Below are 17,531 nucleotides of genomic sequence, written 5' to 3'. Positions count from 1 at the left end.
TCAACCTCCAAACAATCAATCATAATTGTATTTATTTACCTAAACAGAAATTCTTAAATATATTATCAATAATATTCTCCGCAACTGTATCTCCAGTTATCTCTCCCAAATACTCATAACAATCATTTAAATCAACCGCTATTAAATCAAAGAAAAGCTCTTGTTTTATTGCTTCTATTGACTCTTCTATACTTTTTAATGCTTTTTCAAGTGCATTTTTATGTCTTATATTTGTAACTAATGACATTTCTCTAGATTTAACTTGTCCACCATACACCATTTTAACAATTTCTTCTTCTAATTCATTTAATCCTACTTCTTTTGCAATAGAAACTTTTATTATTTTTTTATCATGTAATATTTCTTTTATCTCATTTTCATTAATTTTTTGAGGTAAATCTGTTTTATTTATTAATATTATAGCTTTTTTATTTTTTACATGCTCCATGATTTCCCTATCTTCTTTAGTCAACTCTTTAGAAGCATCTAACATAAAAATAACTAAATCTGCCTTGTTGAAAAATTCTTTACTTCTCTCAACTCCCATTTTTTCCACAACATCTTCTGTTTCCCTTATACCTGCAGTATCCACAATTTTAAGTGGTATTCCCCTTATGCTTACATATTCTTCAATTACATCTCTAGTTGTACCAGGTATATCTGTAACTATGGCACGTGATTCTCTAAGTAAAGCATTGAGCAGTGAAGATTTTCCTACATTTGGTTTTCCAACTATTACCGTATTTAATCCTTCTCTTATAATCTTTCCAGTTTCTGACGTATCTAATAATTTTTTTATCTTATCTCTTACTATTTCTGATTTAGATAACAATTCAGGGTACGTAATTTCTTGAATATCTTCTTCTGTATAATCTATACTAACTTGAAGATGAGCTAGAAGTTCAACTATTATATCTCTTATTTCTGAAACTTTTTTAGATAAAGAACCCTCAAGCTGATTTAAAGCTACATCAAACCCTTTATCAGTCTTAGCACTTATTATATCCATAACTGCTTCTGCTTGAGCTAAATCTATTCTTCCATTTAAAAAAGCACGTTTCGTAAACTCTCCCGGTTCTGCCATTCTTGCTCCATTTTTTAAAATTAAATCAAGTATATTCCTGACAGGAACTATCCCTCCATGACAATTGATTTCTACAACATCTTCTCTTGTATAAGTAAAAGGTGCTTTCATATATACAGCTAAAACTTCATCTATAATTTTATCTTTATTTTTATCTATAATATGACCATATACAAGCCTTCTCTGTGGATAATTTTTAATACTCTTATTTTTTTTAGGCACAAAAATTTTATCCACAATTTCTAATGACTTTGACCCACTCATTCTTATTATACTTATTCCAGCTTCTCCAGGTGCTGTAGCAATTGCAGCTATAGTATCATCAAACATATAAATCACCCCAATAAGTAATATTCAACCGATAATATATTTAATAAAATAATTATAATTTCAAATTTCATTTTTTATTATTCCAATTTTATCATAAAACAATAACAAAACCCAGCATAAATACTGGGCTTTTAAAATAGACTGCTTATTTATTTTAAGAAGATTACTACCCTTCTATAAGGTTCTTCTCCTTCACTTTTTGTTCCTACATAAGGATTGTTTTGTAAAGCTGAATGAATAATTCTTCTCTCATAAGGATTCATTGGTTCAAGTTTAATATCCTTTTTCAAATTCTTAACTTTATTTGCTAATTTATTTGCCAATCTAATCAAAGTTTGCTCTCTTTTCTTTCTATAATTTTCAGTATCTAATATTACTCTTATATAATCCTCTTTTCCACTATTTACAACTAAACTCACTAAATACTGTAATGCATCTAAAGTTTGTCCTCGTCTTCCTATTAATATCGCAGAATCTTTTCCGTCAATTTCAATATATAAATTATCATTCTTTAAATTTGTTTTAATGTTTGCTAAAATTCCCATTTTATTTAATACATTTTCTAAAAATTGAGTTGCCTTTTCAGCCGGGTCTTCTTTTAACGTAACTCTAACTTTAGCTGGTTTTGAACCAAACAAGCCAAACAACCCTTTACTAGGTTCTTCAATTACTTCTACCTCTACTCTATCTCTAGTAGTGCCAAGTTCAGCAAGGGCTTTACTTACAGCTTCAGCAATAGTCTTGTCTGTTATTTCTACAAACTTCATTTTAATTTGACTCCTCCTTAAGCTTAACACCTTTAGTTAAAAAATACTGTTGAGCCATCTGGAATATATTACTTACTGCCCAATATAATGTTAAACCTGCTGGCAAACTTATACCCCACCATAAAATCATAAGAGGTAATACTGTATTCATAACTTTCATCTGCTGAGCCTGTTCACCGGTATTCATTTGATTCATTGACAGATAAGTAGTAATTGCTGCTAATATAGGCAATACTCCGGGAAGTTTTAAATTTCCAAGTAAAAATACATCCGGATTTACAAGATTAGGTAGCCATAAAAACGGAGCATTAATTGCCTTAGAAAGCAACTCAGGATTATTTGGGAAAACGAATACCTCAGGTTTCCTCAATGCACCAAACAAACCATAAATTATAGGTATTTGAATAAGCATCGGCAAACATCCACTCAGAGGATTAATTTTATGTTCTTTATAAAGTTCCATTATCTTAATATTTAATTTTTCTTTATCATTTTTATATTTTTCCTGAAGTTCTTTTACTTTAGGCTGAATTTTCTGCATCTTTTTAGTCTGCTTTGTCTGATTTAAAGTAAGGGGCAACAATATGAGTTTCACTATCACTGTAAATAATATTATAGCTATTCCATAATTATTTACTAAGTTATATATTAAATTCAGTAGTGTCCCTAACGTCCTTGCTATCAAAATTTTACCTCCTATCTCATCTTTCGTTAACACTCAAAAGCTTTTCTTCATTTTTTATATTATTTCAAAGGGTCATATCCACCTGGATGAAAAGGATGACACTTTAATATTCTAATTAAAGCTAATTTTAATCCTTTAAATGCTCCATATTTATTTATAGCATCTAATGCATACTGAGAACATGTTGGATAAAATCTACAACTTGGTCTTTTTAAAGGAGATATATATTTTCTGTAACCCTTTATAATTAATATTAAAATCTCTTTCATTTTAACACCTTTTTTAACTATTTATTAAATTTGCCCTCTTAAGTAATCTAACCACACACTTTTCTACATCTTTATAATTAGCATCTTTAATAGAAACTCTTGCAATAAACACCAAATCATATCCTTTTTTTATTCCTTTACTATTATTTCTAAAACTCTCCTTAATTAAACGTCTTGCCCTATTTCTTACTACACTCTTTCCTACTTTTTTACTTGCTGTAAAACCAACTCTCGTAACATCAAGATTATTCTTTGCCATATAAATAACTACATACTTATCAGCTAAAGATTTACCCCTACTATAAACCTTTTTAAAATCAATATTTTTTTTTAACCTTTCTACTTCTGACATAGGGCTTTTCCTCCAATAAAAATTCCATAATTACAGAAAAAGGCCACTACTAGCGGCCTTAAAAGTCAATTAAGCAGTCAATCTCTTTCTACCTTTTCTTCTACGTCTTTTTAATACATTTCTTCCTGATTTAGTTCTCATTCTCTTTCTGAAGCCATGCTCTTTTTTTCTTTGTCTCTTTTTTGGTTGATAAGTTCTTTTCAATTCCTACACCTCCTTCGAAAACCACTCATCATGTATTTATAATTAAATCTTTTTTCTTTCATTCTATAAGTACAAAGTCCGCTAAATAATTATACCTTTATACATCAATAATGTCAAGGTTTTCAAATTTTGTATTCTTAATAAATTTAATCTCTTAATAATTAAAATAAAAAAATAATTTCATTTACATGTGGAAATTTTTATTAACAATTTTTTAAATTGTGGATAATTTTCTATTCTAATTGAAAAATCTTTATATATTTGATATTATTAATTAGACCCTGTTGATAAGTGGATTTTTGTATTTAATAATGTGAATTATTCACAAATTGTGGATAAACTTGTGTATAACTTTTAATTTTAAAAAAATATCTTGATTTGACTTTGATTTTACTTGTTAATAATACTTTTTATCATCTGTTTGTTTTGTTAATATTTTATATTATTTTTTTTCTTCAAAAATTTTTCCACAAATTTTATTATAAACTCTGTTTATATTTTTAGTTTTACATTTTTTTTATATAATTATAGATTATTAACAATTTTTGTGGATTTTTTGTTTATAACTTATTAAAAATATTTTTTATTTAAACAGGAGGCTAATAAAATGACTATTAACCTTCCAGAAATTTGGGAAAAGACTTTAAATGTCATAAAAACTGAATTAACTCAAGTAAGCTACAACACATGGTTAAAATCATTAGAACCTATTTTAATTAAAGGTGACACAATTATTTTAGGAGTACCAAATGACTTCAATAAGGGCATTTTAGAAACTAGATATTTAACACTTATAGAAAATGCTGTAAAGCAAGTAACTTCAAAAGATTTTAAATTAAAATTTGTAGTACCGGGAAGTGAAGATTTTAATAAACTAGCTCAAAAAGATGAAATAAAAGAAAGTAATAATTATTTTGAATCCCCAAATCTTAATCCTAAATATGTTTTTGATACATTTGTTATAGGAAATAGTAATAGATTTGCTCATGCAGCTTGTCTAGCTGTATCTGAAGCTCCTGCAAAAGCATATAATCCGCTATTTATATACGGAGGCGTAGGACTTGGAAAAACACACCTTATGCATGCTATAGGTCATTATATACTTGGCCAAAATCCTAATACAAAAGTAGTTTATGTTACATCAGAAAAATTTACAAATGAACTTATAAACTCCATTAAAGATGATAAAAATGTAGAATTTAGAAATAAATACAGAACAGTAGATGTACTGCTTATAGATGATATTCAATTCATAGCCGGTAAAGAGAGAACTCAAGAAGAATTTTTCCACACATTTAATGCCCTTTATGAAGCTAATAAACAATTAATAATTTCAAGCGATAGACCTCCTAAAGAAATTCCTACACTTGAAGACAGACTAAGGTCTAGATTTGAATGGGGTCTAATAACAGATATACAACCTCCTGATTTTGAAACTAGAATAGCCATACTTAGAAAAAAAGCCGAACTAGAAAAAATAGACATTCCAAATGAAGTTTTACATTTTATAGCTAAAAAAATAAAATCAAACATAAGAGAATTAGAAGGTGCTTTAATAAGAATTTCTGCATATTCATCTTTGGCAAATAAACAAATCTCTGTAGAGTTAGCTCAAGAAGCTTTAAAAGATATTATTTCTTCTTCAAAACCTAAACAAATCACTATTTCATATATAAAAGATATAGTTGCTCAACATTTTAATATTAAAGTAGAAGATTTAGATTCTAAAAGAAGAACAAGAAGTATAACCTACCCTAGGCAAATAGCTATGTACTTATGCAGAGAACTTACAGACCTTTCTCTACCAAAAATAGGTGAAAACTTCGGTGGACGAGATCACACAACCGTAATTCACGCTTACGATAAAATAAGTCAAGATATAGAATCCAGCAGTGATTTAAAAAATAAAATAGATAAAATAATTAAAGAAATAAAAGGAGAATAATCAACAACTTTTTGTTGAGTAAAACTTAATAACATGTTAATAACTTTTAAAATTTTTTTGTCATATTTTTTGTGGATAAAACATATATTTATATATTTTTTATTAACAGTATTTTATACATGTGAAAAACTTTAATTTTCTTTGTTTTAGATACTTATCCACATAAAAACAGGCCTTATTACTATTACTAACATTTTTTTGTCTTATTTATATATTCCTCACCAAAGGAGGTTTTCCACAATGAAAATAATTTGTTCTCAGAAAAAATTATCTACAGCAGTAAATATAGTTCAAAAAGCTGTATCAACAAAAACAACACTTCCTATATTAAAAGGTATTCTATTAGAAGCAAAAAATGACAAACTAAAATTAGTAGGTAATGATTTAGATATAGGTATAGAACATGAAATAGATACCAAAATAATTAGAGAAGGCTCGATAGTTATTTCATCAAGAATATTTGGAGATATAGTAAGAAAACTACCAGATTCTGATGTAGAAATAGATATTGATGACAATAATAATGTATATATAAAGTGTGGACATTCTGATTTTAAATTAGTAGGACAACCTGCATTAGAATTTCCAGAGCTTCCTTATGTAGAAGAGGAAAATACTTGTATAATAGATCAAGATTTACTTAGAAATATGATAAGACAGACTATTTTTGCAACATCTCAAGATGAAACAAGACCTATTCTTACTGGAGCATTAATTGAAATATTAAATAATAATATATCTATGGTCGCTATTGATGGCTATAGATTGGCTTTAAGAAGGGCTTTCATAGATACAGACATTCAAAATAAGGCAGTTATTCCTAGTAAAACTTTAAATGAAATTAACAGGATATTGGGTAGTGAATCTGATGGTAATGTTTATATTTCTTTTACTGATAAACATATATTGTTTAAAATTGATGAAACAAGAATAATTTCTCGTTTATTAGAAGGTGAATTTATAAATTATGAACAAATAATACCGAGAGAATATAAATCTAAAGTTAGAGTAAATACTAAGGAATTATTAAATAGTATAGAAAGAGCATCACTACTGGCAAAAGAAGGAAAGAACAATTTGATTAAGTTTTCAATAAGAGATGATTTTATGAATATAAGTTCAAATGTTGAGATAGGGAGTGTTAATGAAGAAGTAGCTATCGAACTTGAAGGTGAAGATATAGATATAGGTTTTAATTCAAAATATCTGTTAGAAGCTTTAAAAGTTATGGATAGTGAAGAGATAAATTTAGAATTTACTACTAGTGTGAGCCCTTGTATAATGAAGCCAGCTGACAATGAAAATTATATTTATTTAGTACTGCCAGTTAGACTTTCTAAGTAAAATATATCAAATATTTTAAAGTTCTATGGAGTCCTCTTCTAGTAAAGAGGACTTCTGTCATGTTAAAAAAATAAGGAGGTTATAAAAATGAGAGAGATTTCTATAAAAACAGAATTTATAAGATTAGATCAGCTACTGAAATACTGTAATGTAGTTAATACCGGTGGAGAAGCCAAGATATTAATAAAAGAAGGTAAGGTCAAGGTAAATGGAGAAGTTATTTTGCAAAGAGGAAAAAAAATTAGGAATAGAGATGTAATTGAATTTAATGGTAATAAAATAAAAGTAATATATGAAAAGTAAATAAAATTTGATATAATAAAATGTTACTATATCGAAACTGAGGTGCTATATGTGTTTATAAGCAGAATAAGGTTAAAAAATTTTAGAAATTATGATGATTTAGATATAAAGCTTAATGATAGATTGAACATCTTTGTAGGTAATAATGCACAAGGAAAGACAAATATTTTAGAATCTATATATTTATCTGGTTTTGGAAAGTCATTTAGAACAAATAAAGATAGAGATATTATAAAAATGGATAAAGATATGGCTTACATAAAAATTGAAGGTCAGAAACGGTATGGAGATATTTCTATTGAAATGAGATTTTGGAAAAATAGAAAAAAAGAAATAAAGGTAAATAGTCTCAGTTTAATAAAGCTTTCAGATATTTTGGGTAATTTAAATATAGTTATTTTTTCTCCAGAAGATTTAAAATTGATAAAAGAAGGACCTTCAGAAAGAAGAAAATTTGTTGATAGAGAAATATGCCAGATAAATAAGAGATATTGTCATAGTTTAATTTCGTATAATAGAGTTTTATATCAGAGAAATAATTTACTAAAGAAGATAAAATATGATAGAAAGCTTATAAATACTATAGACATTTGGAACGAAGAATTGGTTAAATTTGGAACAGAAGTTATATTAAAGAGAAGAGAGTTTATCAATAGAATAAGTTCATTGAGTAGATTAATGCATAGAAAAATTACGGATGGTAAGGAAAATTTAGAGGTAAAATATTTAAGTAATATAGGTATAAAAAACAAAGATGGTTTTAATGAAATTTATAAAAATTTTATAGAAAAAATAGAGAAGAATATAGAAAAAGATATAGATAGAGGTTTTACTGGAGTGGGTCCTCATAAAGATGATTTAGGATTATATGTAAACAATATAGATATAAGGAATTTTGGTTCTCAAGGACAGCAGAGAACGGTAGCTTTGTCTTTGAAACTTTCAGAACTTGAGATAGGCAAGGCAGAAATAGGAGAATATCCAATACTTTTATTAGATGATGTAATGTCTGAACTAGATATAAATAGGCAAAAATTTCTAATGAAGAGTCTTAAAAATGTTCAAACGTTTATTACCATAACTGAAATACCTGAGATAATGATACCATTAGTTCAGGAAGGTTTTATTTTTGAAATATCAAAGGGAAAAGTCAAGAAAAGGTAGTTTGCAACACGAAAGTTAAGTCAGGAGGGAATTGAATGACTGAAAAAGTTACAAATCAGTATAATGCTGAGCAGATTCAAGTATTAGAGGGGTTAGAGCCTGTCAGAAAAAGACCTGGCATGTATATAGGTTCGACTAGTTCTAAAGGGCTTCATCATTTAGTTGAAGAAATAGTAGATAATAGTATAGATGAGGCTTTGGCGGGATATTGTAAAAATATTAATGTTATTATAAATGAGGATGGTTCTGTAACAGTTGAAGATGATGGAAGAGGTATGCCAGTAGATATTCATCCAAAACTACAAAAACCAGCAGTTGAAGTTATTCATACAGTGCTTCACGCAGGTGGTAAATTTGGAAGCGGTGGATATAAGGTATCAGGAGGTTTACATGGTGTAGGAGCTTCAGTAGTTAATGCTTTATCTGTTTGGTTTGAAGTAGAAGTTAAAAGAAATGGCAAGATATATTATCAGAGATATGAAAGAGGAAAGACCGTTACTGATTTAAAGGTGATTGGTGAAACGAATAAAACTGGTTCAAAGAGTACATTTAAACCAGATGACGAAATATTTGAAACTACTGAATTTAAATTTGAAGTATTAGAACATAGATTGAGGGAACTTGCATTTCTAAATAAAGGTATAAGAATTAACTTAGAAGATAAAAGAGAAGGAAAAGAAAAAAAGGTAGTATTTTATTATGAAGGCGGGATTAAAGAATTTGTAAAACATTTGAATAAAAATAGAGACCCTATTCATAAAAATATTTTATATACTGAATCTGAAAAAGATGGAGTAGTCGTAGAATTAGCACTTCAATATACAAATGGATATTCAGAAAATATATTTACATTTGCTAATAATATAAATACACATGAAGGTGGTACTCATTTAAGTGGGTTTAAAAGTGCTTTAACAAGAGTAGTTAATGATTATGCGAGAAAAAATAATTGTTTAAAAGAAAAAGATGATAATCTTCAAGGAGAAGATATAAGAGAAGGTATAACTGCAATAGTTTCAGTTAAACTTTCAGAGCCTCAATTTGAAGGACAAACTAAGACGAAACTTGGTAATAGTGAAGTAAGAAGCATAACAGAATCTATAACTTCAGAAGTTGTTCAAGCATTTTTAGAAGAAAATCCTTCAGATGCAAAGATAATTATAGAAAAGTGTATAAAGGCTGCTAAAGCTAGAGAAGCTGCAAGAAGGGCTAGAGAGCTTACGAGAAGAAAAGGAGCGCTTGATAATTTAACTTTGCCTGGAAAACTTGCTGATTGTTCAGAAAGAGACCCTGCTAAAAGTGAAATATTTCTTGTAGAGGGTGATTCTGCTGGTGGTTCTGCTAAGCAGGGTAGAGATAGAAACATACAAGCTATTTTACCACTTAGAGGTAAAATAATGAATGTAGAAAAAGCTAGTTTTGTAAAAATATTAAATTATAATGAAATAAGAGCTATGATTACAGCTTTTGGATGCGGAATAGGTGAAGAATTTGATATTAACAAATTAAGATACCATAAAATAGTAATTATGACAGATGCCGATGTAGATGGTGCCCATATTAGAACATTACTTTTGACATTTTTCTTTAGATATATGAGACCTTTAATAGAAAAGGGTTATATATATATAGCTCAACCTCCACTTTATAAGATAAAAAAGGGTAAGGCGGAATATTACGTTTATTCAGATAATGAACTTGAAGAGCTTTTAAGTAAAATAGGAAGAAATGGTATATCAATACAAAGATATAAAGGTCTTGGAGAGATGAATCCAGAGCAGCTCTGGGAGACAACCATGAATCCAGAAACTAGAACTATACTTCAAGTAACTATAGATGATGCCATAGCTGCTGATGAAATATTTACAACTCTTATGGGTGATAAAGTTGCTCCACGTAGAGAATTTATACAGCAAAATGCAAAATATGTAAGCAATTTAGATATATAAGGAGGGCGTTTGTATGGAAGGAAGTAGAGAAAAAATAGTACAAATAGATATTTCCGATGAAATGAAAAAATCATATATAGATTATGCAATGAGCGTAATAGTTAGCAGAGCCCTTCCCGATGTAAGAGATGGATTAAAACCTGTTCATAGAAGAATACTTTATGCAATGAACGAATTAGGTTTATCTCCAGATAAACCTTATAGAAAATCTGCTCGTATAGTCGGAGATGTATTAGGTAAATACCATCCGCATGGAGATAGTTCTGTTTATGATGCAATGGTAAGACTTGCTCAAGAATTTTCAACTAGATATATGCTTGTTGATGGACATGGAAACTTTGGTTCAATAGATGGAGATAGTGCTGCGGCGATGAGATATACTGAAGCAAGGCTTACTAAGCTGTCTGTGGAAATGCTTAGAGATATAGATAAGGATACTATAGATTTTGCTCCAAACTTTGATGAAACATTAAAAGAACCAGTTGTACTGCCAAGTAAATTTCCAAATCTTTTAGTTAATGGTTCAAGCGGTATTGCTGTAGGAATGTCAACTTCAATACCACCTCACAATTTAAAAGAAGTTATTGATGCAGCTATTAAGATGATTGATGACCCTGATACAGATATTGAAGATTTAATTGGTATTATAAAAGGACCTGATTTTCCTACTGGAGCAATAATAATGGGCAAAGATAGTATAAAAGAAGCCTATAGGAAGGGTAAAGGAAGGATTACAGTAAGAGCCAAAGTGGAGATAGAAGATATAGGTAAAGGAAAACAAGCTATAATAGTTAATGAAATACCTTATCAAGTAAATAAATCAAAATTAATTGAGGGAATTGCAGAACTTGTTAAAAATAAAAAAATTGAAGGTATTACAGATTTAAGAGATGAAAGTGATAGAAGAGGTATTAGAGTAGTAATAGAGCTTAAAAAAGATGTTAATCCTAATGTTGTGCTCAATAAGTTATATAAACATTCACAACTTCAGACTACTTTTAGCATAATAATGATAGCTTTAGTTGATGGACAACCTAAATTATTGAATTTATATGATATGTTAAAATATTATTTAAAACATCAAAAAGAAGTAGTAACAAGAAGGACTAAATATGAACTTAAAAAAGCTGAAGATAGAGCTCATATATTAGAAGGTTTAAGGATAGCTTTAGATAACATAGATGCAATAATAAAATTAATAAGAAGTTCTAAAAATGTAGGTGAAGCTAAAAAAGGTTTAATGGAAAACTTTAATCTTACTGAAGTTCAAGCTGGAGCTATATTAGATATGAGGCTTCAAAAGCTTACAGGATTGGAAAGAGAAAAAATTGATTCAGAATATGAAGAACTTATAAAAAGAATAAGTAGATTTAAAGAAATATTGGCTAATGAGAGACTTTTATTAAATATAATAAAAGAAGAATTAATAGAAATAAGAGAAAAATACAAAGATGAAAGAAGAACAATGATTTCAATAAAAGAAGATGAAATAGATATAGAGGACCTTATTGCTGAAGAAGAAGTAGTTATAACATTAACTCATTTTGGATATATAAAAAGAGTTCCAGCAGATACTTATAGAAGTCAAAAAAGAGGTGGAAAAGGTATAGCTGGTCTTTCAACAAGGGAAGAAGATTTTGTTAAACATATTTTTGCAACATCAACTCACAACTATATATTATTCTTTACAAACTATGGTAAAGTATATAGATTAAAAGCTTATGAAATACCTGAAGCTAAAAGACAAGCAAAAGGAACTAATATAGTAAATCTTCTTTATTTAGAACCGGGTGAAAAGATAACAGCTGTTATACCTATAAAGAAATTTTCTAAAAAAGGTTATTTAGTTATGGTAACTAAAAAAGGTATGATTAAAAAATGCGAATTATCTCAATTTGATACATCTAGGAAGACAGGTCTTATAGCTATTAGCTTAAAAGAAGAAGATGAACTTATAAGTGTTAAAGCTACAGATGGGAATAAAGAACTCATTTTAGTTACAGCTCATGCTATGGCGATAAGATTTAGTGAAGAAGATGTGAGAAATATGGGTAGAACAGCTATGGGGGTTAAAGGAATAAATTTAAAAGATGATGATTACGTAGTTGATATGAGTTTAGTAGATGAAGGAAATGATTTATTAGTAGTGAGTGAAAAAGGATTTGGAAAGAGAACACCTTTAGAAGAATATAGAGTTCAGTCAAGAGGTGGAAAAGGTATAAAGACGTATAATATTAACGAAAAAACTGGCAAACTTGTAGGAGCTAAGGTTGTTAATGAAAATGATGATATTATGCTTATAAATACTTCGGGAATAGTTATAAGACTTGAAGTTAAAGGAATTTCACGATTGAGTAGGACTACAATGGGAGTAACATTAATGAAAGTCGATGAAAATAATAATATAGCTTCAATAGCAAAAATAACTGAAGAAATAGATGAACAGTAAAAGTGAGAATTTTTCTCACTTTTATTGTTATTTGGAGAGTTTAGAAATATTATTTTATTTATAAAATAGAAAATATGTGATATTATATTTTAAAATAGAAAAATAAAAAGATGTTTGAGTATTAAAATATTTGGGTATATTTCAAATGGTTTTCAAGGAGGGTTTTTTGTGGCTTTAGATATTAAAAAGAGTTTTAATGATGAAAAAAAGGTATGGAATGTTGAATTGACAGGAGAAGTAGATATTTATACTTCAAATATTTTAAAAGAAACTTTGAATGAACTGATTTTAAAAGAAGAAACAGATATTGTACTTGACTGTGAAAAGTTAGATTATATTGACAGTACAGGTTTAGGAGTTTTAATAGGTATTCTTAAGAGGTTAAAAAATAATGAAAAAAATATTATAATAGCCAATCCAAAGTCAAATATATCTAAATTATTTAAAATAACAGGATTAGATAAGATATTTATTATGGAATAATAAGTATTAGGAAGGTGGATTATTGCTAATGTCTATAAACAGTCTAAAAGAGGTGAGTCGGTTAATGAAAGAAAGTATTTCTCTATCTTTACCCAGTAAACCTGAATATGTAAGTATAGCAAGACTAACGTCTTCTGCAATAGCAAATAGTATGGGATTTAATATTGAAGATATAGAAGATATAAGACTTGCAGTAGGTGAAGCCTGCAATAATGCAGTTTTACATGGTAGGAATGGGGATAGTAATTTTAATATTAACTTTACAATTTATGAGGATAAATTTGTTATAGAAATATTTGATGAGGGTAAAGGTTTTGAAATAGAAAAGTGTCCTGAACCAGATTTTTCAAATCCAAAGGAAAGTGGTCTAGGATTATTTATAATTGAATCTTTAATGGATGAAGTCGAGGTTATATCTTCCCCAGGTGAAGGAACAAATGTAAAAATGATAAAATACTTAAATGATTAAATATGGCATAAGGGGATGATAAGAGTGAAAAGTGTTGTCAATTCAACTGTAGAATATAGTTATAGTATAGAATCCCTAAAAGATTTAGACCACAAGGAGCTATTTAAAATATTTAAAGAAACTAAGGATATTAATATTAGAAATGAATTGGTAAAAAGATTTTTATATATACCTGAGATTCTTTCTAAAAGATATATAAATAAAGGAGTAGAATATGATGATATATACCAAGTTGCTTCATTAGGACTCATTTTTGCTATAGAAAGATTTGATATAGACAAAGGCTTTGAATTTTCTAGTTTTGCTACACCTACTATTATAGGCGAAATAAAGAAATATTTTAGGGATAAGGGTTGGTCTATAAAAGTTCCAAGAAGAATTCAAGAGTTATCTAAAAAAGTAAATTTAGCAAAAGCTAAGCTTCAGCAAGAACTTCAAAGAGTTCCGAAAATAAAGGATATAGCTGACTATTTATCGGTTACGGAAGAAGAAGTTCTTGAAGCTATGGAGGCAAGTCATGTTTATACACCTAAGTCATTAGATGTAAGTTATGATAAAAATGGTGATGATAAAGACATTCAACTGATGGATATAGTAGGTGAAGATGATAAATATTTTGATGATATAGAAAATAAAGACTTTCTAAAGCAGTGTATGAGTAAACTTAATAAAGTTGAAATTAAAATAATAAAAGACAGATTTTTTAAGAATAAGACTCAAATAGAAGTTGCTTTAGATTTAGGAGTTTCTCAGATGACTGTTTCAAGGATGGAGAAAAAAATAATAAAGAAGCTTAGAAAAGAATATGAAAAGTTAAAAGAATTGTAAATAGCTGACAACTTTTTAAAAAAAAGGTTGTCAGCTGTTTTGTTTTTAAAATATAACAAACCCCATTTTTTTCTTTACATCAGTTAAGATTTTATGTGAAACTTCTTTGGCTTTTTCAGCACCTTCTTTTAAAACTTTTTCTACTTCTCCAGATTCTATTATTTCTTTATATTTTTTTTGTATAGGTTCTAAACTTGATATTACAATTTCAACCAAATCTTTTTTGAATGTACCATATCCTTGACCTTCATATCTTTTTTCAATATCTTCTAAAGAAGTTTTTGTTAAGACACTATAGATAGTCATAAGATTACTTACACCTGGTTTATTTTTTACATCGTATCTTATTTCACTTTCACTGTCAGTTACAGCTTTCATAATACTTTTCTTAATTTTTGAAGGAGAATCAAGTAAATTTATTTTACTATATTTATTTTCATTACTTTTGCTCATTTTTTTAGTTGGGTCATCTAATGACATTATTCGAGCACCAAATTTTGCAATAAGAGGTTCTGGTATTATAAATGTTTCTCCAAATTTTTTATTAAATCTAATAGCAATGTCACGACATAATTCAAGATGTTGTTTTTGGTCTTCTCCAACTGGAACATAATGTGTATCGTAAAGGAGAATATCTGCTGCCATTAGGACTGGATAAGTATATAAACCAGTAGTAACAACTTCTTTTCCTTGACTTTTATCTTTAAATTGAGTCATTCTATTTAGTTCACCTATATATGTATTACACTGCAAGTACCAAGCTAATTCAGCGTGAGCAGGAACTTGAGATTGGAGGAATATAGTTGCTTTACTAGGGTCTATACCAACTGCCATGTAAAGAGCTGCAAGCTTTAGAGAATTTTCATAAAGATTTTTAGGGTCTTGAGGTATAGTAATAGAATGCATGTCAACTACGCAGAAGAAGCAGTCCATTTCATTTTGTAGTTCAACAAATCTTTTTATAGCACCTATATAGTTACCTAAATGGATTTCCGAAGTAGGTTGTACACCGGAAAGAACTCTTTTCATAAAAATACCTCCATTAAAAATGATTTTATTAAAAAAATAAAGTTACATTATTAAATCAAAAAAGATAATTTATGTAAGAAAATATATATTATTGATTATAATATATTAATTATTAGTTTAAAACAAGGTTAAAAATTAATAATACGAAAAAGTTTTTTGTCTATTTAAAAAAGTAACCCATTATAAGTATAAACCATATTATATTTATGAGGTATAAATTATAATATGGAGGTATGAGAATGTATTATCGAGATTATATGATGCCAACCATGTGGCAGGTTCATTATGGGTATCAAAATAATATGAGAAAATTTTATTATTCTTTTAGAGAAGCATTGAAATTAGTTAAAGATGCAGTTTTAGGGGAAAAAAAGGACGAATTGTTTTATGATTATCTTATAACTAAAGCACCAACAAAAGAAGAAAAAGAAATAATAAGAACTATTAGAAATGATGAAAGAAAACATAATAAAATGTTTAGGCAAATATATAAGGATTTTACAGGTATGGATATTAAAATTGATGAAGAAATAGAGTTTGAAAAGCCTAATTCATATATCGATGGAATAAAAAGAGCTTTATTTGGAGAATTAAAAGCAATGGAAAAGTATAGAAATATAAGAGCTGGGTTACCAGGAAGATATTATAGAGATATGGTTTTTGAAATTTTAACAGATGAATTAAAACATGCAGATAAATATAATTATATCTTAAATAAAGATTTGTATAGAAGAATAGATTAAAAAATGATGACTAAAAAATGATTTATATGATAAAATAAAAAGAAAATATAAAAAATTTTTATCTGCTGGTTATATGGCTAGCAGAATTATTTTTAAAGAGTTGGTGGTAAGAATAATGCAAAAAGAAGTAGAATATGAAAATTTAAAAAATGAATGTTTAAAAGAAAGTGAAGAACCAATAGTTTTTGGTGAAGGTAGATTGGATGCTAAAATAGTTTTAATTGGAGAAGCACCTGGAGCGAAAGAGATAGAAATGAGAAAACCTTTTGTAGGACAAGCAGGCAAAAATTTAGATGAATTTCTTGAAATAGTTGAAATAAGTAGAGATGATATATATATAACTAATGTTGTAAAAATAAGACCTTATAGAATAAATAAAAAAACAGGACGAAAAATTAATAGAGCACCTAACAAGAGAGAAATTGATAAATATTCCAAATATTTATTTAAGGAATTAGAGATTATAAAACCAAAATTAATTGTTACTCTTGGAAATGTACCTTTAAAAACATTATTAAATGATTTTGATGCTAAGATAAGTAATCTTCATGGACAGGTCTATAATATAAGTAATAGAATTATTTTTCCATTATATCATCCTGCTGCAGTTATATACAATAGAAGTTTAAGAGGTACATATTTAGAAGATTTAAATAGACTGAAAAAATATATAAAAGAAAAAGGTATCATTAAATAAAAATTTCAACAAATTACCATTTGACATTATTTATATAAAGTGTTAATATACTATTGTCTCATTTGTTGAAGAAGTGGCAAAAAGGTCAAAAAATGTTCTTGACAAAACAGAGAATATATGATAAAGTATTAAAGGTCGACAGCAGACGACAAGAAAAAGTTGGACATTGAAAACTAAACAGTGTAAGGAAAAAAGCAGGTAACAGTAAAAGATTAAAAAGATTTGCTGAAGCCTAAAGCGAAGGGTCAGTTTTATTTTGAGAGTTTGATCCTGGCTCAGGATGAACGCTGGCGGCGTGCCTAACACATGCAAGTCGAGCGGAGCTTTAATCTTTACAGCTTAGCTGAAAAGATTAAAGCTTAGCGGCGGACGGGTGAGTAACGCGTGGGCAACCTGCCCTGTGCAGGGGGATAACACATCGAAAGGTGTGCTAATAC

The 17,531-nt window shown here is 28.2% G+C and carries 18 protein-coding genes and 1 rRNA gene; 12 read left to right on the top strand and 7 right to left on the bottom strand.

What is annotated here, in order from left to right; genetic code table 11:
* Window positions 1–31 precede the first annotated feature (31 nt).
* The 6 genes from mnmE to rpmH all read right to left on the bottom strand — a co-directional run bounded on the left by mnmE (window position 32) and on the right by rpmH (window position 3,691).
* A complete protein-coding gene (gene mnmE, locus BUA90_RS04035) occupies window positions 32–1,414 on the bottom strand; it encodes a tRNA uridine-5-carboxymethylaminomethyl(34) synthesis GTPase MnmE (RefSeq protein ID WP_072966116.1) in 1,383 nt (460 codons plus the stop codon).
* A 149-nt stretch (window positions 1,415–1,563) separates the two neighbouring features.
* Window positions 1,564–2,181: an RNA-binding cell elongation regulator Jag/EloR gene (jag, locus tag BUA90_RS04030; protein ID WP_072966115.1), complete on the bottom strand. Its 618-nt coding sequence runs from the start codon at window positions 2,179–2,181 to the stop codon at window positions 1,564–1,566.
* Window position 2,182: 1 nt separating this feature from the next.
* A complete protein-coding gene (locus BUA90_RS04025; protein ID WP_242945033.1) occupies window positions 2,183–2,866 on the bottom strand; it encodes a YidC/Oxa1 family membrane protein insertase in 684 nt (227 codons plus the stop codon).
* Between the two features lie 59 nt (window positions 2,867–2,925).
* Window positions 2,926–3,135, bottom strand: coding sequence for a membrane protein insertion efficiency factor YidD (gene yidD / locus BUA90_RS04020; protein WP_072966114.1), 210 nt, complete (start codon window positions 3,133–3,135; stop codon window positions 2,926–2,928).
* A 13-nt stretch (window positions 3,136–3,148) separates the two neighbouring features.
* Window positions 3,149–3,487: a ribonuclease P protein component gene (rnpA, locus tag BUA90_RS04015; protein WP_072966113.1), complete on the bottom strand. Its 339-nt coding sequence runs from the start codon at window positions 3,485–3,487 to the stop codon at window positions 3,149–3,151.
* A 69-nt stretch (window positions 3,488–3,556) separates the two neighbouring features.
* Window positions 3,557–3,691, bottom strand: a complete 135-nt coding sequence (rpmH, locus tag BUA90_RS04010) for a 50S ribosomal protein L34 (RefSeq protein ID WP_072966112.1) — start codon at window positions 3,689–3,691, stop codon at window positions 3,557–3,559.
* A 613-nt stretch (window positions 3,692–4,304) separates the two neighbouring features.
* On the opposite strand from rpmH, the gene dnaA reads away from it, so the two are divergent.
* The 9 genes from dnaA (at window position 4,305) to BUA90_RS03965 (ending at window position 14,625) form a co-directional block, all read left to right on the top strand.
* Window positions 4,305–5,636 carry a chromosomal replication initiator protein DnaA gene (gene dnaA, locus BUA90_RS04005; protein ID WP_456297942.1) on the top strand — a complete coding sequence of 444 codons (1,332 nt, stop codon included), beginning with the start codon at window positions 4,305–4,307 and terminating at the stop codon, window positions 5,634–5,636.
* Between the two features lie 240 nt (window positions 5,637–5,876).
* The gene (gene dnaN / locus BUA90_RS04000) at window positions 5,877–6,980 is read left to right on the top strand and encodes a DNA polymerase III subunit beta (RefSeq protein ID WP_072966110.1); all 1,104 of its coding nucleotides are present in this window, start codon (window positions 5,877–5,879) and stop codon (window positions 6,978–6,980) included.
* Window positions 6,981–7,067: 87 nt separating this feature from the next.
* Window positions 7,068–7,283 (top strand): S4 domain-containing protein YaaA, encoded by a 216-nt coding sequence (gene yaaA, locus BUA90_RS03995; protein WP_072966109.1) that lies wholly within the window; start codon window positions 7,068–7,070, stop codon window positions 7,281–7,283.
* A 51-nt stretch (window positions 7,284–7,334) separates the two neighbouring features.
* A complete protein-coding gene (gene recF / locus BUA90_RS03990) occupies window positions 7,335–8,447 on the top strand; it encodes a DNA replication/repair protein RecF (RefSeq protein ID WP_072966108.1) in 1,113 nt (370 codons plus the stop codon).
* 35 nt (window positions 8,448–8,482) lie between these two features.
* Window positions 8,483–10,396 carry a DNA topoisomerase (ATP-hydrolyzing) subunit B gene (gene gyrB / locus BUA90_RS03985; protein ID WP_072966107.1) on the top strand — a complete coding sequence of 638 codons (1,914 nt, stop codon included), beginning with the start codon at window positions 8,483–8,485 and terminating at the stop codon, window positions 10,394–10,396.
* Window positions 10,397–10,409: 13 nt separating this feature from the next.
* On the top strand, window positions 10,410–12,845 hold the full coding sequence (gene gyrA / locus BUA90_RS03980; protein WP_072966106.1) for a DNA gyrase subunit A: 2,436 nt from the start codon (window positions 10,410–10,412) through the stop codon (window positions 12,843–12,845).
* A gap of 168 nt (window positions 12,846–13,013) precedes the next feature.
* The gene (locus BUA90_RS03975) at window positions 13,014–13,328 is read left to right on the top strand and encodes an STAS domain-containing protein (protein WP_072966105.1); all 315 of its coding nucleotides are present in this window, start codon (window positions 13,014–13,016) and stop codon (window positions 13,326–13,328) included.
* A 64-nt stretch (window positions 13,329–13,392) separates the two neighbouring features.
* On the top strand, window positions 13,393–13,797 hold the full coding sequence (locus tag BUA90_RS03970; protein WP_072966104.1) for an ATP-binding protein: 405 nt from the start codon (window positions 13,393–13,395) through the stop codon (window positions 13,795–13,797).
* A 24-nt stretch (window positions 13,798–13,821) separates the two neighbouring features.
* Complete coding sequence (locus BUA90_RS03965; protein WP_330390651.1) at window positions 13,822–14,625, top strand: SigB/SigF/SigG family RNA polymerase sigma factor; 804 nt, start codon at window positions 13,822–13,824, stop codon at window positions 14,623–14,625.
* A 45-nt stretch (window positions 14,626–14,670) separates the two neighbouring features.
* Here BUA90_RS03965 and trpS read toward each other — a convergent pair whose 3' ends face one another.
* Window positions 14,671–15,654 (bottom strand): tryptophan--tRNA ligase, encoded by a 984-nt coding sequence (trpS, locus tag BUA90_RS03960; protein WP_072966103.1) that lies wholly within the window; start codon window positions 15,652–15,654, stop codon window positions 14,671–14,673.
* 239 nt (window positions 15,655–15,893) lie between these two features.
* On the opposite strand from trpS, the gene BUA90_RS03955 reads away from it, so the two are divergent.
* The 3 genes from BUA90_RS03955 to BUA90_RS03945 form a co-directional block, all read left to right on the top strand.
* Window positions 15,894–16,397: a ferritin-like domain-containing protein gene (locus BUA90_RS03955; RefSeq protein ID WP_242945032.1), complete on the top strand. Its 504-nt coding sequence runs from the start codon at window positions 15,894–15,896 to the stop codon at window positions 16,395–16,397.
* Between the two features lie 115 nt (window positions 16,398–16,512).
* On the top strand, window positions 16,513–17,094 hold the full coding sequence (locus BUA90_RS03950) for a uracil-DNA glycosylase (protein ID WP_072966102.1): 582 nt from the start codon (window positions 16,513–16,515) through the stop codon (window positions 17,092–17,094).
* Between the two features lie 252 nt (window positions 17,095–17,346).
* Window positions 17,347–17,531 (top strand): 16S ribosomal RNA (locus BUA90_RS03945); the annotation flags it as partial.

The organism is Caminicella sporogenes DSM 14501 (assembly GCF_900142285.1).
Classification (GTDB): Bacteria; Bacillota; Clostridia; order Peptostreptococcales; family Caminicellaceae; genus Caminicella; species Caminicella sporogenes.
Note: the sequence above shows the minus strand (reverse complement) of the source record. Positions and strands in the feature narration are given on the sequence as shown.

Excerpts from the sequence above, each read along its gene's own strand:
- dnaN (WP_072966110.1), top strand. The coding sequence starts at position 5,877 with ATGAAAATAATTTGTTCTCAGAAAAAATTATCTACAGCAGTAAATATA.
- rnpA (WP_072966113.1), bottom strand. The coding sequence starts at position 3,487 with ATGTCAGAAGTAGAAAGGTTAAAAAAAAATATTGATTTTAAAAAGGTT.
- jag (WP_072966115.1), bottom strand. The coding sequence starts at position 2,181 with ATGAAGTTTGTAGAAATAACAGACAAGACTATTGCTGAAGCTGTAAGT.
- mnmE (WP_072966116.1), bottom strand. The coding sequence starts at position 1,414 with ATGTTTGATGATACTATAGCTGCAATTGCTACAGCACCTGGAGAAGCT.
- gyrA (WP_072966106.1), top strand. The coding sequence starts at position 10,410 with ATGGAAGGAAGTAGAGAAAAAATAGTACAAATAGATATTTCCGATGAA.
- BUA90_RS03950 (WP_072966102.1), top strand. The coding sequence starts at position 16,513 with ATGCAAAAAGAAGTAGAATATGAAAATTTAAAAAATGAATGTTTAAAA.
- yidD (WP_072966114.1), bottom strand. The coding sequence starts at position 3,135 with ATGAAAGAGATTTTAATATTAATTATAAAGGGTTACAGAAAATATATA.
- BUA90_RS03955 (WP_242945032.1), top strand. The coding sequence starts at position 15,894 with ATGTATTATCGAGATTATATGATGCCAACCATGTGGCAGGTTCATTAT.
- trpS (WP_072966103.1), bottom strand. The coding sequence starts at position 15,654 with ATGAAAAGAGTTCTTTCCGGTGTACAACCTACTTCGGAAATCCATTTA.
- yaaA (WP_072966109.1), top strand. The coding sequence starts at position 7,068 with ATGAGAGAGATTTCTATAAAAACAGAATTTATAAGATTAGATCAGCTA.
- gyrB (WP_072966107.1), top strand. The coding sequence starts at position 8,483 with ATGACTGAAAAAGTTACAAATCAGTATAATGCTGAGCAGATTCAAGTA.
- BUA90_RS03970 (WP_072966104.1), top strand. The coding sequence starts at position 13,393 with ATGAAAGAAAGTATTTCTCTATCTTTACCCAGTAAACCTGAATATGTA.